The organism is Candidatus Tokpelaia sp. (genome assembly GCF_008636115.1).
Taxonomy (GTDB): Bacteria; Pseudomonadota; Alphaproteobacteria; order Rhizobiales; family Rhizobiaceae; genus QLZD01.
On the sequence record NZ_QLZD01000033.1, the window covers coordinates 304,967 to 317,873 of the forward strand.

The following is a 12,907-nucleotide window of genomic DNA, read 5'->3' on the forward strand; positions in this document are numbered from 1 at the left end:
GAACATTCAGGCCAAAAGGCTTGCCAGCGCTTTTTCTATTTCTCCCGGTGTGCCGACAGCCATTGCAGACAGATCTTGACCGCTGCGCTTTGCCAGACCGGTCAGAACCCGGCCGGCGCCGATTTCATAAATTTCATGCACATTATGGGCAGCAAACCATTCCATTATTTCCCGCCAGCGCACCAGGCCGGTTATTTGCTCAACCAATAAAGCGGCGATTCTGTCACTATTTGTTTCAGGCGCCGCCGAAATATTGGCAATAAGCGGCACAGATGGCGGCTTTTTCTCAGCTTTTGCCAGCGATTCTTTCATAATATTGGCGGCCGGCTCCATTAAAGCCGAATGAAAAGGCCCCGAAACGGGCAATAATAAAGCTCGCCTGGCCCCCTTTTGCTGCGCCCGCAAAACAACCTCTTCTACTGCGCGCTTTGCCCCCGAAATGACAGTTTGCCCGCCGCCATTATCATTGGCAATCTGGCAAATGCCGAAAAAAGCAACCTCACGGCATAAAGCGGCAATCACTGCATTATCCAGGCCAATAATCGCCGCCATAGCCCCCTGCCCGGCCGGAACAGCAGCCTGCATGGCATTGCCGCGAATACGCAATAGCCGCGCCGTTTCCGCCACAGAAAAGGCACCCGCCGCGCATAAAGCCGAATATTCTCCCAAAGAATGACCGGCAACATAAGCGATTTTATCAGCCAGAACCAGCCCCTGTGCTTCCATTATCCGCAAAACGGCAAGAGAAACAGCCATTAAAGCCGGCTGTGCATTGGCGGTTAAAGTCAGCTCTTCTTCCGGGCCGGTAAATATAATGCTCGAGAGTTTCTGCTTAAGCGCTTCATCAACTTCCTCAAACACATAACGCGCGGCGGCAAAATTTTCAGCCAGCGCTTTGCCCATACCGACACTCTGACTGCCCTGCCCTGGAAAAATAAAAGCTTTTTTTGTCAAAAGATCAGCCCCATTTCTTCAAATTTTGCTCTTCTGCCCCGGCTATTTGATCCGTTTCATATTGCCCATCAAACGCAACAAAGATTAAAGGCTCGCCAGTTTGCGGCGAATAGCGGCAATCGCCTGCTCGGCCTTGTCACCCTGCGGCCCGCCGGCCTGCGCCATATCGGCGCGGCCGCCGCCACCCGTGCCGCCCAGCGCCGCGGCACCGATACGCACCAGATCCACAGCACTGACAAGTTTCGTCTTATCTTGCGTCACGCCAATAGTCAGGACAGCTTTTTTATCTTCCGCCAGGCCGATAAAAACCACAATGCCTGATTTTATCTGACTTTTGGCTTGATCTGCCAGCGATTTCAGCTCACGCGACCCCATGCCTGCCACTATTTTTGCCATAAAGGGCAGGCCGTTAATCATTTCTACTTTTTCTGCATTATCACCGACCCCGCCTAAAGCCAGCTTTTTGCGCGCTTCCTGCAAATCTTTTTCCAGCTTGCGGCGCTCTTCCAGCACAACAGCCAAACGCTCCGCCACATTGCGCGGCGCTGTTTTCAGTGCCGCGGCAGCGGCTTGCGCTATTTCGTCCTGCCCGGCCAAATAGCGGCGCGCCGCCGCCCCGGTCAAAGCCTCAATCCGCCGCTGACCGGCAGCAACCGCCCCCTCAGTGATAATATGCAGCAGGCCAATATCGCCTGTTTGCCGCACATGGGTGCCGCCACATAATTCTATCGACCATGCCGGCGCCGGTTTAGAGCCCGTTTCCGGCAGCCCCCCTGCTTCCGCCAGACCCATTGAGACAACCCGCACTTCATCACCATATTTTTCGCCAAACAGCGCCCGCGCGCCCAAAGCACGCGCCTCATCAAGCGCCATAATCCGCGTCTGCACCGGCGTATTTTGCAGGATAAAGCTATTGGCCAAGGCCTCAATCTCAGTTATTTCCTGCTTTGTCAGCGGTTTAGGGTGCGAAAAATCAAAACGCAGACGCTCATCACTGACCAGTGCCCCCTTTTGCGCCACATGATTCCCCAAAACACGGCGCAAAGCCTCATGCAATAAATGCGTGGCCGAATGATTGCGGCGAACAGCAAGGCGCCGTGGCGCATCAATCGCCAATTCGGCCGTATCTCCGGTTTTTATTGTGCCTTTTGCCACTGTGCCGAAATGAACAATCAGACCGTCAGCTTTTTTCCGGGTATTTTCTACCTTGAACAGAAAATTTTTGCCTGAAATTGTGCCGGTGTCGCCGATTTGCCCGCCGGATTCCGCATAAAACGGCGTCTGATTGCATAAAACTGCGGCAGCCTGCCCGGCTTTGACGGAAGCAACTTCCTCCCCGTTGCGCAGCAAAGCCGTTATCGCCGCCTCTGCTTTGTCCGTATCATAGCCCAAAAATTCAACAGCGCCCAATTTATCGCGCAGGCCAAACCAGACAGCCTCTGTCGCTGCCTCACCCGAGCCGGCCCAATGACGGCGCGCCTCAGCTTTTTGCCGGGCCATGGCTTTATCAAAGCCGGCCATATCCACGCCAATATTGCGGCGGCGCAAGGCATCTTGCGTCAAATCCGGCGGAAAACCGTAAGTATCATAAAGCCGGAAAGCAATATCACCGGCCAGACTGTCACCCGCAGCCAGACCGGCGGACTCATCATCAAGCAGGCTCAAGCCGCGCTCCAAAGTTTTGCGAAAACGCTTTTCTTCCAGCTGCAAGGTCTCGGCAATCAGCGCCTGCGCCCGAATAAGCTCCGGATAAGCCTGCCCCATTTCCTGCACCAGAACCGGCAATAACCGCCATAATAGCGGCTCTTTTGCCCCCAATAACTGCGCGTGACGCATAGCGCGCCGCATAATGCGGCGCAAAACATAGCCGCGCCCTTCATTGGCAGGCAAAACACCGTCAGCAATCAAAAAAGCGGAAGAACGCAAATGATCGGCAATGACACGGTGACTGGCCTGCCACTCACCGACAGCCTTGACGCCGGTCGCCTGCTCAGAAGCGTGGATAAGCGCGCGGAACAGATCAATATCATAATTATCATGCACATTTTGCAAAACAGCGGCAATACGCTCCAGCCCCATGCCGGTATCAATAGAAGGGTGCGGCAGATCGCGCCGCTCACCGGGGGCCACCTGCTCATATTGCATAAAAACGAGATTCCAGATTTCAATAAACCGATCGCCGTCTTCATCGGCGCTGCCGGGGGGGCCGCCAAAAATTTTATCGCCATGATCATAAAAAATCTCTGAGCACGGACCACATGGGCCGGTATCGCCCATCGCCCAAAAATTATCCGCAGTGGCAATGCGGATAATTTTATTATCAGGCAGACCGGCAATTTTTTTCCAGAAAGCGGCAGCCTCATCATCTGTATGATAAATAGTGACCAGCAGCTTTTCCGGCTTCAGTTCAAATTCTTTGGTCAACACATTCCAGGCATGATAAATCGCCTCTTCCTTGAAATAATCACCAAAGGAAAAATTGCCGAGCATTTCAAAAAAAGTATGATGGCGCGCCGTATAACCGACATTATCCAAATCATTATGCTTGCCGCCGGCACGCACACATTTTTGCGCCGAAGTTGCCCGCCTGTAAGGGCGTTTTTCCAAACCGGTAAACACGTTTTTGAACGGCACCATACCGGCATTGGTGAACATCAGGCTTGGATCATTGCGCGGCACCAGCGGCGCTGAGGGCACAATTTCATGCCCCTGACGGCGAAAATAATCCAGAAAAACAGCGCGAATTTCATTAACGCTTTTCATCAAAGCACCTTATTTTTCAACAAAATCTGCCTTTAAATCGCCGCCTGCCGTCTGTGCCAAAGCCGGTTTGCGACCTTGGCCGCAACAGGCCATTTTGGCACAATAACTCTGCTTTTTTTACGAAAAAAAACGCCCCTCTGCAAGATATTGCTGCAAAACAGTAAAAAAGCTTGAGGAAAACCGCTTTTCAATATTATAAAACTGCCTGATTGGCGCAATGATACAGCTCATAAGGAAATCTGATTATGCCTGTTATGCCCGGCCTGCCGCCAAAATACTCTGCCGGCTTTACGGTAGTTTGCGGTATTGTTTTTACGGCTGTTCTGGCCTGTATCAGCTTTTTTCTGGCACAAATGCCGTTTTTTGCCAAAGCCGGGTTTGGCTCCCTGACTCTTGCCATTATCATCGGCATGCTTGTCGGTAATACATTTTTTGCCAGGCTCGCCCTTTCAACCGGCCGGGGCGTAGATTTTGCCAAAAACAGATTTTTGCGACTTGGCATTATTTTATATGGTTTTGGCATAACCTTGCAGGAAATCGGCGCTGTCGGCGGCCGCGGCATTATTATTGACATAATTATGGTAAGCGCCGTGTTTTTCTTCGGCCTGTTGCTGGGGCCAAAACTGTTTGGGCTGGATAAAGAAAGCAGTATTTTAATCAGCACCGGCAGCGCCATATGCGGAGTGGCAGCGATAATGGCTGTTGAGCCGGTGCTGAAAACGCCGCCGCCGAAAGTGAGCCTTGCTGTGGCTGCTACCGTGGTTTTCGGCACTATAAGCCTGTTTTTATATCCGTTGCTTTACCCTTATCTGGGTTTTGATTCCCGGCAATTCGGCATTTATATCGGCTCTACCGTGCATGAAGTGGCGCAAGTTGCGGCCGCAGGCAAAGCGGTGAGTGAAGAAACAGCGGCAAATGCCATTATTGTCAAAATGATTCGCGTTATGCTGCTGGTGCCGTTTTTATTGCTTTTATCTGCCTGGCAAGCCAGATGGAGGACAAGAAAAACGGCAAAAGCGGGTCTGACAGCCGGCGCCAACGAAGGCAACCGAGGCAAAATCCTCATTCCGTGGTTTGCCCTGTTTTTTGTGCTGGCTTCTGTCATTGCTTCATTACATATTATGCCGGCTGCTTTACTGCGTTTTTTGCAAATTACCGGCACATTATTATTAACCATGGCCATGGCGGCTTTGGGCCTGCGCACGCATTACAGCTCTATTCGCCAGGCGGGAACAAGACCGCTGGCGCTGGCTTTTGCCTTATTTTTGTTTCTGCTTATTGGCGGCGGATTTATCAATTTTATTATTCTGAAACTTTAAACTTCTTTATATAAGAATATAGGGAGGCGCTTTAATATGATTGCGGTTATAATCAGCTTCACAGGCTCATTCACCCGCACAATCTCTGCCGCTCTTATTATTATGCCTGTTTAAGTTAAGGCGTAAAATACTGCCCCTAAAGCATTGCGGCAATGCCCGGCACTATTGGCAAATAGCGCACGGGGAAAAGCTCACTTGTCTCAAAACGGCTGCCGGTCTTGTGATAACATATCAGCATTTGCTCGCCCTCTGCCGCTCCTATCGGGGCAATCAACAGGCCGTTACCCGCCAGCAGGTCAATAAAGCGCCGCGGCTCCTGCTCGATAGCCGGCCATAAAATAATGCGGTCAAAAGGCCCGCTATCCTGCCGCTCCTGTAAGGCATCGGCATGGCGCAGGATAATATTCCCCCGCCCCAGCGCCAGAAAATTCTGCCGCGCCCGCTCACACAAAGTCTTGTAACGCTCCAGACTTGTCACACGCAAGGCCAGCAGCGCCATTAAAGCCGCACTGAAACCGGAGCCTGTCCCCACTTCCAGCACCCGGTGCTTTGGCTCAAGCCGCAAGGCCTGGATAATGCGCAACTGCTCATCAAGCCGCTCAATATATTCGCCGCATTCTATCGGCAGCACACAATTAGCCAGTGTCAGATTTTTATATTTCGCCTCAACAAAATAATACCGCGGCGTTTTTTCCAGGGCAGAGAAAAGGCGCGAATCTTCAACCCCTTTAGCGCGCAGGCGCATAAACAGGCTGATAAAAGCCTCCCCCTTTATCTGTTTATCAGCCGGATTTTCTGCCGCCATTCTATATCCTCAAAAACCGGTCAATCCCTGCTTCGGCGGCCAATAACAGGCCGGCGCAGCCGCCGGCCGGGCCGCTCTTTTAGCCAATATGATCAAGACCGCCCATATAGGGCTGCAAAACCTCAGGAATACTGATAGTGCCGTCCTTTTGCTGATAATTTTCCATTACCGCAATCAGGCAGCGCCCCACCGCTGTGCCGGAGCCGTTTAGCGTATGGACAAATTGCAGCCCCTTTTCACCCTCGAGCCGATAACGCGCATTCATGCGCCGCGCCTGAAAATCACCGCAATTTGAGCAACTGGAAATCTCCCTATACTGTTTTTGCCCCGGCAGCCAGACTTCAATATCATAAGTTTTGCGGGCGCTAAAACCCATATCACCGCTGCATAAAACCTGAGTGCGGAAAGGCAGGCCCAATTTCTTTAATACCGCCTCAGCGCAATGCGTCATACGCTCATGCTCCGCTGCTGATTCTTCCGCTGTGGTAATGACAACCATTTCTACTTTCCAGAACTGGTGCTGGCGCAGCATACCGCGCGTATCACGCCCGGCAGAGCCGGCTTCAGAGCGGAAGCACGGGCCAAGAGCGGCAAAACGCAAAGGCAAAGCCGCTTTTTCCACAATTTCACCATTGACCAGATTAGTCAGCGGCACTTCGGCTGTCGGGATAAGCCAGCGGCCGTCCAGTGTCTGAAACAAATCTTCGGCAAATTTGGGTAATTGCGCCGTGCCAAAAACAGCTTCATCACGCACCAGCAGCGGCACTGAGACTTCACAATAGCCATGCTCGCGCGTGTGCATATCAAGCATAAACTGCCCCAGCGCCCGCTCCATCTGCGCCAAAGCGCCGGACAAAACGGTAAAGCGCGCGCCGGAAAGCCGGGCCGCCCGCTCAAAATTCATCAGCCCCAGCGCCTCGCCCAGCTCAAAATGCTCTTTTGGCAGAAAGTCAAACTCCGGCAGCCGGCCAAAACGGTGCAATTCCACATTATCTTTTTCATCACGCCCGAAAGGCACATCTGCCGCCGGAATATTAGGCAATTCAGCCAAAATCTCGTCAAAAGCGGCGCTTAACCGGCGGTCATCATCTGCCGCTGCGACCATATCAGTCTTTAAAGCCGCCATTTCCTGCTTTAAAATATCGCCTTGAGCCTGATTGCCGGCCGCCTGAGCGCGACCGATTTCGCCGGAAACACGATTGCGCCGCGTTTGCATATCCTGCAAAAGGGCAATATGGGCGCGCCGCTTTTTATCCAGTTCCAGCAAAAAACTCGATCGTGGCGCAATATTGCGTGCTGCCAAAGCTTCGTCCAGAGCTTTGGCATTTTCTCTTATCCATTTTATATCAAGCATTATTTCCCCTGTTCATTATCATGTTTTTAAAACCGGGCTTTGCCTGACCGCCCGCCTTTTTTCTATTCTACGCGCCAATATAATGGAAATTTCGTAAAGCAGAACCAAAGGCAAGGCAAGGCCGAACATGCTGAAAAGATCAGAAGGGGTTACCGCCGCTGCAATAATAAAGGAAATCACAATTTCCCATTTGCGCAGCGCCACCAAATGCCCTGCTGTAAGCAGCCCCACCCGCACCAGCAATGAAGTAATAACCGGCAACTGGAAAATAAGGCCGAATATCAGGGTAAAGGAAATAATAAAATCCAGATAATCGGAAATTCTGGCAATAAAATGAATGGCGATAGACGGCGTTAACTGCTGCTGCGACAGGCTGAACCATAAAAGCAGCGGCGCTATTAAACAATAGACAAAAGCCGCGCCAAGCAAAAACAACAGCGGCGAGGCACATAAAAACGGCAAAAAAGCCGCCCGCTCTTTTTTATAAAGGCCGGGTGCGATAAAGCGGTAAAGCTGAAAAGCCATGACCGGAAAAGCCAGTATAACCGCGCCAAAAGCGGCAATTTTCATTTTGGCGGCAAATGTCTCCAGCACGGTGGTAGATTGCAGCATCATATTGGCAGGATTGGCACCGGAAAATTTTATCGCCCATTGATAGGGAAATAATAAAAACTCCAGAATATAATTTTTAACGGCAAAGCACAGCAAAAAAGCCAGAGCAAAGGCGATAAAAGAGCGGATTAACCGTTGCCGCAATTCTACCAGATGGTCGAGCAGCGGTGCCTGACTGGCGGCAATTTCATCATAATCGGCGCTTTTTTGACCGGCCGTCTTGCCCGCTGCCGCCGCGCCTTCAGGGGCGCCGCGATCCGACAGCGATTTAGCTGCTTTATTGCGAGAAAATACTGCCATTATTCCTCGCTTTCCCGCCGGGCAGAAGCAGCCGCCTTAATCGCATTATTTTTCACTGCCTGCCGCTCCAAAGGATAAAGTGTAAAAAAGCTGCGGCCCTCCACCGCATAAGCGGCCAGCCTGTCAATATTGCTGTCCTGTGGCCAGGCCTCCCCCTCGCCGGCATGGCACCGGGTGAAATCTCCCACCGGTTCGGCCTGTTGGCCGGTTTTTCGCCCTGTCTGCACCGGCCTGAGTTTCGCCTCGGCCGGTTTTTTCTCAGCGGGCCGGGCTTTTGCGGCAAATTCTTCCGCTTGCAGACGCTGCTCTTTTTCCAATATAGTTTCATTTTCCAGAGATGCATAAAATTCGCGCAATTTCCGGCGCGGATCCAGCTCTCGGACGCTGTCGCTCATTGTTTTCAGGCTGTCTACAGTCTCCTGCATATCGGCCTGACGCATGGCATCATCAAAATGGCCGCGGAATTCCTGCGCCAAAGCCCGCATACGCGCCGTAGCCTGGGCAAAAGCGCGCAACATTTTGGGCATATCTCCAGGGCCGATAACCATAATCGCCACCAGAATAATCACCAGGAATTCAATTCCATCTATGCCGAACATATATTTGCTGCTTTAAAAATTTCCGCCCGCACCGCCCGACGGGCGGAACAGCAGCGGCTTTTCTCAACCGGCCCGTCTTTTAAGCCGGCTGCTCTATCAGCTCTTAGCGCGGCTCATTATCTGCCGGCCTATGTGACTTCGCTTGCTCGCTTTGTGCCTGCCCGCGAATATGATCATCATCAAGCCGATTATGCGGCCTTTGCGTCTGGTCTTCATCTTCGCTCAAGCCTTTTTTGAAGCTCTTGATACCTTTGGCAAAATCCCCCATAAATTCTGAAATTTTGCCGCGCCCGAACAGAATGAGGCAAATCAATAAAATAACAAGCAAATGTGTCGGTGAAAAAAGATTGCCCATTAGGCGGCCTCCTGAATTCTGCCGGATTTTACTGCAAGCTGACAGGGCAGCCATAAGGCAGCCCGCCGGCCAGGCAATAAATCCGCTGGCTCATATTTCCCGGCCGGCAGAATTTGCCCAAAACTGCCGCGGACAGGCTCTATTCTTAACCGATTTACAGGATTTAAGAAAGCCCGTTCTCTATTTTTCAAGCTCCTCAGTTGCTTTTTACCGCCTCAAAGCCTTCTCTTTCCGCCTCAAGCGCCGGTATTATTCGGCTTCATTGCTGCTCTCACCCTCAAATGGGGCAGTAAATGACAGCAGGCCGGCGCCTTCCAGCTCTTTCAAACCCGGTAAATCGGCACTATCAGCCAGGCCGAAATAATCGAGAAAAGCAGTGCTTATGCCGTAAAGAACCGGCCTGCCCGGAGCATCACGCCGCCCGGCAAGCTTTACCCAGCCCGTTTCCAGCAAAATATCCAATGTGCCGCGCGCAGTTTCTACCCCGCATATATCTTCCAGCCCGGCATGGCTTAACGGTTGATGACAGGCAATAACAGCCAGCACTTCCCGCGCGGCGCGTGACAGTTTTTTACCTGTTTTTCCTCTTGCGTAAACAAATATTGCAAATCTGCGGCCGGGCGAAAAGCATAAGCTTCCCCACGCCGCACCAAACGCACTCCACGCCGGCTATATATGTCTGCCAATGCTGCCAGAGCTGCTTTTATTTGCCGGTTTTGCCCGGCATAGGCCGGCGGCAGCCTATGAGCCAGCGCTTTTAACGATAGCGGCTCCCTGGCGGCAAAAAGCAGTGCCTCCGGCATACGCATCAGTAAGGGCGATTCGGCCGGCGCTGCTCCGGCTTCCCCCGCTATTTACCCGCTTGCGCTCATGCCCTGTCAACCTCTCTCAGGCGCAGATAAAACGGCGCAAAAGCCCGCTTCCGGCGCAGTTTCACCCGGCATTTGCGCACCATTTCCAGCCCGGCGGCACAAGAGCCGGCCAAAGCGCTGCGCCCTCCCTGCCCTGCCCTTTGACTGCGCTTCCCGGCAATAAGACCGGCGCAAGCCTGCCTCAAATCCAGCCCTTCTCTCGGCGGCACACGCTGCAATAAAGCCGTCAGGCCCAGCCTTGCCTGCGCCAGCGACCGGAAACTGCGCCTATCCCTCAGTTTCAGCGGCAGTCTATGCCGTTTTTTTGCCCGTTAGCATAGGCTGCCGGCACGGCATACAGACTTTCCTGATATAGTGCCGCCTCCGGCCGGGTCGCTTCCTCTGTCAAGCCGCCGGGGAAAACCGCCTCACCCAATAAATCGCGCTGAAATAATTTTTCGGCCGCCGCCCGCATAGCTGCCAGGCGCGCCAGTTGAGAGCGCAAATATGCCGCTGATTGGCGCTCATTATCCGCTTCTTCCTCTTGCTGCGGCAAAAGCAGGTGCGATTTATATAAATAAGCCGGGCGACTATTTGCAAATATTCGCCCGCCTGCTCTAATTGTAAAACCCGCGCCTGCCCGATAAAACGCAAATATTGGCCGGCTGCGGCCCGCAGTGAAATTGTGCTTAAATCCAGTTTTTTGGCTTGCGCCAAAGGCAGCAGCATATCAAGCGTCCCTTCAAAACCGTCTCGATCAAGATAGAACTGCTCGCCCGGCGGCAAAGGCCCGGCCTGCTGTCCTTTAGCCGTCATTCCCGGCATAATCGGCCTTTCAATCTGTTTCCGCCCTGCTTTCGCTCCCGGATATGAGCCGGCAATATTTATAAAACATACAAAGGCCGCGGCAAAAAACAAGCAATCAAGCCAAAATATATCCCGCTCGTCACCAGAGTTTCAAACTGCGGCAGCGGGCATAAGCCCGGCAAATTCTGCGCGCAAAGCCTGTTCATCAATCTCTGCCGGTGCGGTTATCCAGCTTTCTGCCCGCTCTATCCGTGCTAAAGCCTGCCCGGCAAGATAAGGGCTATGCGCCGCAACAGCCTGCATTTCTGCCATAGCGCCATTGCAATGCAAGGCTATATCACAGCCGGCGGCAAAACTGCCTTTGGCGCGCTCGGCAAGCGTGCCGGGCAGAGCCTGCATGGAAAGATCATCACTCATCAATAAACCGTCAAAGCCGATTTCCCGGCGAATAACCTGCCCAATCACCGCTTTGGACAAAGTGGCGGCATTGCCGGCATCATAGGCTTCATAAATAATATGCGCTGTCATCGCTGCCGGCAGCAGGGCTGCCAAAGCAGCAAAAGGCGCAAAATCCGTTTTTTGCAAAACTTCTTTAGCCGTATTTACCCGGGCCGGCTCTTTATGCGTATCGGCCGCAGCGCGGCCATGCCCGGGTATATGTTTCATCACCGCCAACAGGCCGCCGGCACGCAAAGCTTTTGCTGTCTCCCGCCCCAGCGCAATAACCGCCTCCAGCCGGCTGTCATAAGCGCGGTCGCCGATAATCTGATGGCTGCCGGCCACAGGCAAATCGAGCAGCGGCATAAAATCGGCAGTAAAGCCGTAACGGCGCAAATCAAGCGCAATCAGGCGCGCTTTGAGCCAGGCCGCACGCAAACCCTGCTGCCGGTTTTGCCGATAAAGTGCGCCTATTTGTGCCGCAGCAGGATAATTGGGCGCCAAAGGCGGCTTCAAGCGCTGCACCCGCCCGCCTTCCTGATCAATAAAAACCGGCAAATGCTGCCGCCCGGTTGCCTTGCGCAAATCATCAATCAAGGTTTTTATCTGCGCCGCCGTCTTGATATTGCGGGCAAAAAGCACAAAGCCCCAAGGCGCATATTCAGCGATAAAGCTCTTTTCTTCCCCGTTCAGGCGCGGCCCTGCCAGCCCGGTAATAAAAGCCCTGTAATTTTGCATAACACACCTCAAACCGGCTCATGCGCCTGCGAGCAAAACTGCCGGCCTGTTTATACGCCCGGCGTTAACTCTCTGTAAACCATGATTTTATAAATTAAGATTCTCACAGATTCCATGCCCAAAACCGCTTTTTCCAAAAAAGAGCTGGCACAAGCAGGGAATTTATGTTTGACTGAGCGCCCAATATTTTACCCGATTCCTGTATGGTTTCCTGAGTCCCCGCCCGTGCCGGAGCTTGCTTTTTTCGGTAATAAACGGGGGTGTCTTCAAATTTCGCCCATTTTCTGTCAACAGACCATTCCGGCCCGAAAATATGCAATCGGGATAAACGAGGATAACCGGCTTATGAATCGCAGATTTTTTCTTATGGCTCTTCCAGGCTTTCTGGCGGCCTGCACTACCACCGGCCGGCAGGTGGGCAGCGGCCCGTCATCACGGCGGCATGCCTATTTTGCCAGCCCCTATTATCACAGGATTTACGGCGCGGTAACAGACGAGCAGTTTCCTATACCGGCGGTGGATTTGCGACAGATTGACCCCAGATTTTTGCGCCGTGAAGTGGCTTTTAGCAAGCCTTATGCCCCCGGCACTATTATTATCAGCACGTCAGAGCATTATGCCTATTTTGTTTTACCGGGCGGCAGGGCTATTCGTTACGGTATTGGTGTTGCCCTCAACCGATCGGCCAATTTCCGCGGTCAGGCGGTTGTCGGCCGCAAGGCAAGCTGGCCGCATTGGACGCCGACTGTCAATATGATGCGCGCCCAGCCGGCTCGTTACGGCCATATGGGCGGCGGCCTGGCGCCCGGGCCGACCAATCCGCTGGGCGCCCGCGCTTTATATCTCTACCGTAACGGCAGAGACACATATTTCCGCCTGCACGGCACGATTGAGCCGTGGAGCATTGGCACAAATGTTTCTTCAGGCTGTATCCGCTTCCTCAATCAGGATATTATTGATCTTTATAATCGCGTTCCTGTCGGCGCGCGTGTTATTGTTCTCGGTTAGGCAA

The 12,907-nt window shown here is 52.8% G+C and carries 12 protein-coding genes and 1 pseudogene; 2 read left to right on the top strand and 11 right to left on the bottom strand.

The window, feature by feature from the left end:
• Positions 1-6: 6 nt before the first annotated feature.
• Together fabD and alaS are read right to left on the bottom strand one after the other, a co-directional pair.
• A complete protein-coding gene (gene fabD, locus DPQ22_RS07180) occupies positions 7-954 on the bottom strand; it encodes an ACP S-malonyltransferase (protein WP_256371585.1) in 948 nt (315 codons plus the stop codon).
• A gap of 84 nt (positions 955-1,038) precedes the next feature.
• Complete coding sequence (alaS, locus tag DPQ22_RS07185) at positions 1,039-3,717, bottom strand: alanine--tRNA ligase (protein ID WP_150214545.1); 2,679 nt, start codon at positions 3,715-3,717, stop codon at positions 1,039-1,041.
• 245 nt (positions 3,718-3,962) lie between these two features.
• Here alaS and DPQ22_RS07190 point away from each other — a divergent pair, with 245 nt between their 5' ends.
• Entirely contained in the window at positions 3,963-5,036 is a 1,074-nt protein-coding gene (locus DPQ22_RS07190; protein WP_150214547.1) for a YeiH family protein, read from the top strand.
• A 136-nt stretch (positions 5,037-5,172) separates the two neighbouring features.
• Here DPQ22_RS07190 and DPQ22_RS07195 read toward each other — a convergent pair whose 3' ends face one another.
• The 9 genes and pseudogenes from DPQ22_RS07195 to nagZ all read right to left on the bottom strand — a co-directional run bounded on the left by DPQ22_RS07195 (position 5,173) and on the right by nagZ (position 11,895).
• Positions 5,173-5,841: a protein-L-isoaspartate(D-aspartate) O-methyltransferase gene (locus DPQ22_RS07195; RefSeq protein WP_150214549.1), complete on the bottom strand. Its 669-nt coding sequence runs from the start codon at positions 5,839-5,841 to the stop codon at positions 5,173-5,175.
• A 79-nt stretch (positions 5,842-5,920) separates the two neighbouring features.
• Entirely contained in the window at positions 5,921-7,195 is a 1,275-nt protein-coding gene (gene serS, locus DPQ22_RS07200) for a serine--tRNA ligase (RefSeq protein ID WP_150214551.1), read from the bottom strand.
• Positions 7,196-7,213: 18 nt separating this feature from the next.
• Positions 7,214-8,107 (bottom strand): twin-arginine translocase subunit TatC, encoded by an 894-nt coding sequence (gene tatC / locus DPQ22_RS07205; RefSeq protein ID WP_150214553.1) that lies wholly within the window; start codon positions 8,105-8,107, stop codon positions 7,214-7,216.
• Entirely contained in the window at positions 8,107-8,706 is a 600-nt protein-coding gene (gene tatB / locus DPQ22_RS07210) for a Sec-independent protein translocase protein TatB (protein ID WP_150214555.1), read from the bottom strand. The genes tatC and tatB overlap by 1 nt, the downstream gene beginning before the upstream one ends.
• Positions 8,707-8,809: 103 nt before the next feature.
• Positions 8,810-9,061, bottom strand: a complete 252-nt coding sequence (gene tatA / locus DPQ22_RS07215; RefSeq protein WP_150214557.1) for a twin-arginine translocase TatA/TatE family subunit — start codon at positions 9,059-9,061, stop codon at positions 8,810-8,812.
• A gap of 249 nt (positions 9,062-9,310) precedes the next feature.
• Positions 9,311-9,870: pseudogene (gene scpB, locus DPQ22_RS07220) on the bottom strand (SMC-Scp complex subunit ScpB).
• A 59-nt stretch (positions 9,871-9,929) separates the two neighbouring features.
• The gene (locus DPQ22_RS07225; RefSeq protein WP_150214559.1) at positions 9,930-10,142 is read right to left on the bottom strand and encodes a hypothetical protein; all 213 of its coding nucleotides are present in this window, start codon (positions 10,140-10,142) and stop codon (positions 9,930-9,932) included.
• Between the two features lie 71 nt (positions 10,143-10,213).
• A complete protein-coding gene (locus tag DPQ22_RS08945; RefSeq protein ID WP_190323180.1) occupies positions 10,214-10,468 on the bottom strand; it encodes a hypothetical protein in 255 nt (84 codons plus the stop codon).
• A 401-nt stretch (positions 10,469-10,869) separates the two neighbouring features.
• Entirely contained in the window at positions 10,870-11,895 is a 1,026-nt protein-coding gene (nagZ, locus tag DPQ22_RS07235; RefSeq protein WP_150214563.1) for a beta-N-acetylhexosaminidase, read from the bottom strand.
• Between the two features lie 366 nt (positions 11,896-12,261).
• Between nagZ and DPQ22_RS07240 the strand changes: the two genes are divergently transcribed.
• Positions 12,262-12,903, top strand: a complete 642-nt coding sequence (locus DPQ22_RS07240) for a L,D-transpeptidase (protein WP_246681530.1) — start codon at positions 12,262-12,264, stop codon at positions 12,901-12,903.
• Positions 12,904-12,907: the final 4 nt, after the last annotated feature.

Excerpts from the sequence above, each read along its gene's own strand:
- tatA (WP_150214557.1), bottom strand. The coding sequence starts at position 9,061 with ATGGGCAATCTTTTTTCACCGACACATTTGCTTGTTATTTTATTGATT.
- DPQ22_RS07190 (WP_150214547.1), top strand. The coding sequence starts at position 3,963 with ATGCCTGTTATGCCCGGCCTGCCGCCAAAATACTCTGCCGGCTTTACG.
- DPQ22_RS07240 (WP_246681530.1), top strand. The coding sequence starts at position 12,262 with ATGGCTCTTCCAGGCTTTCTGGCGGCCTGCACTACCACCGGCCGGCAG.
- alaS (WP_150214545.1), bottom strand. The coding sequence starts at position 3,717 with ATGAAAAGCGTTAATGAAATTCGCGCTGTTTTTCTGGATTATTTTCGC.
- nagZ (WP_150214563.1), bottom strand. The coding sequence starts at position 11,895 with ATGCAAAATTACAGGGCTTTTATTACCGGGCTGGCAGGGCCGCGCCTG.
- tatB (WP_150214555.1), bottom strand. The coding sequence starts at position 8,706 with ATGTTCGGCATAGATGGAATTGAATTCCTGGTGATTATTCTGGTGGCG.
- DPQ22_RS07195 (WP_150214549.1), bottom strand. The coding sequence starts at position 5,841 with ATGGCGGCAGAAAATCCGGCTGATAAACAGATAAAGGGGGAGGCTTTT.
- tatC (WP_150214553.1), bottom strand. The coding sequence starts at position 8,107 with ATGGCAGTATTTTCTCGCAATAAAGCAGCTAAATCGCTGTCGGATCGC.
- serS (WP_150214551.1), bottom strand. The coding sequence starts at position 7,195 with ATGCTTGATATAAAATGGATAAGAGAAAATGCCAAAGCTCTGGACGAA.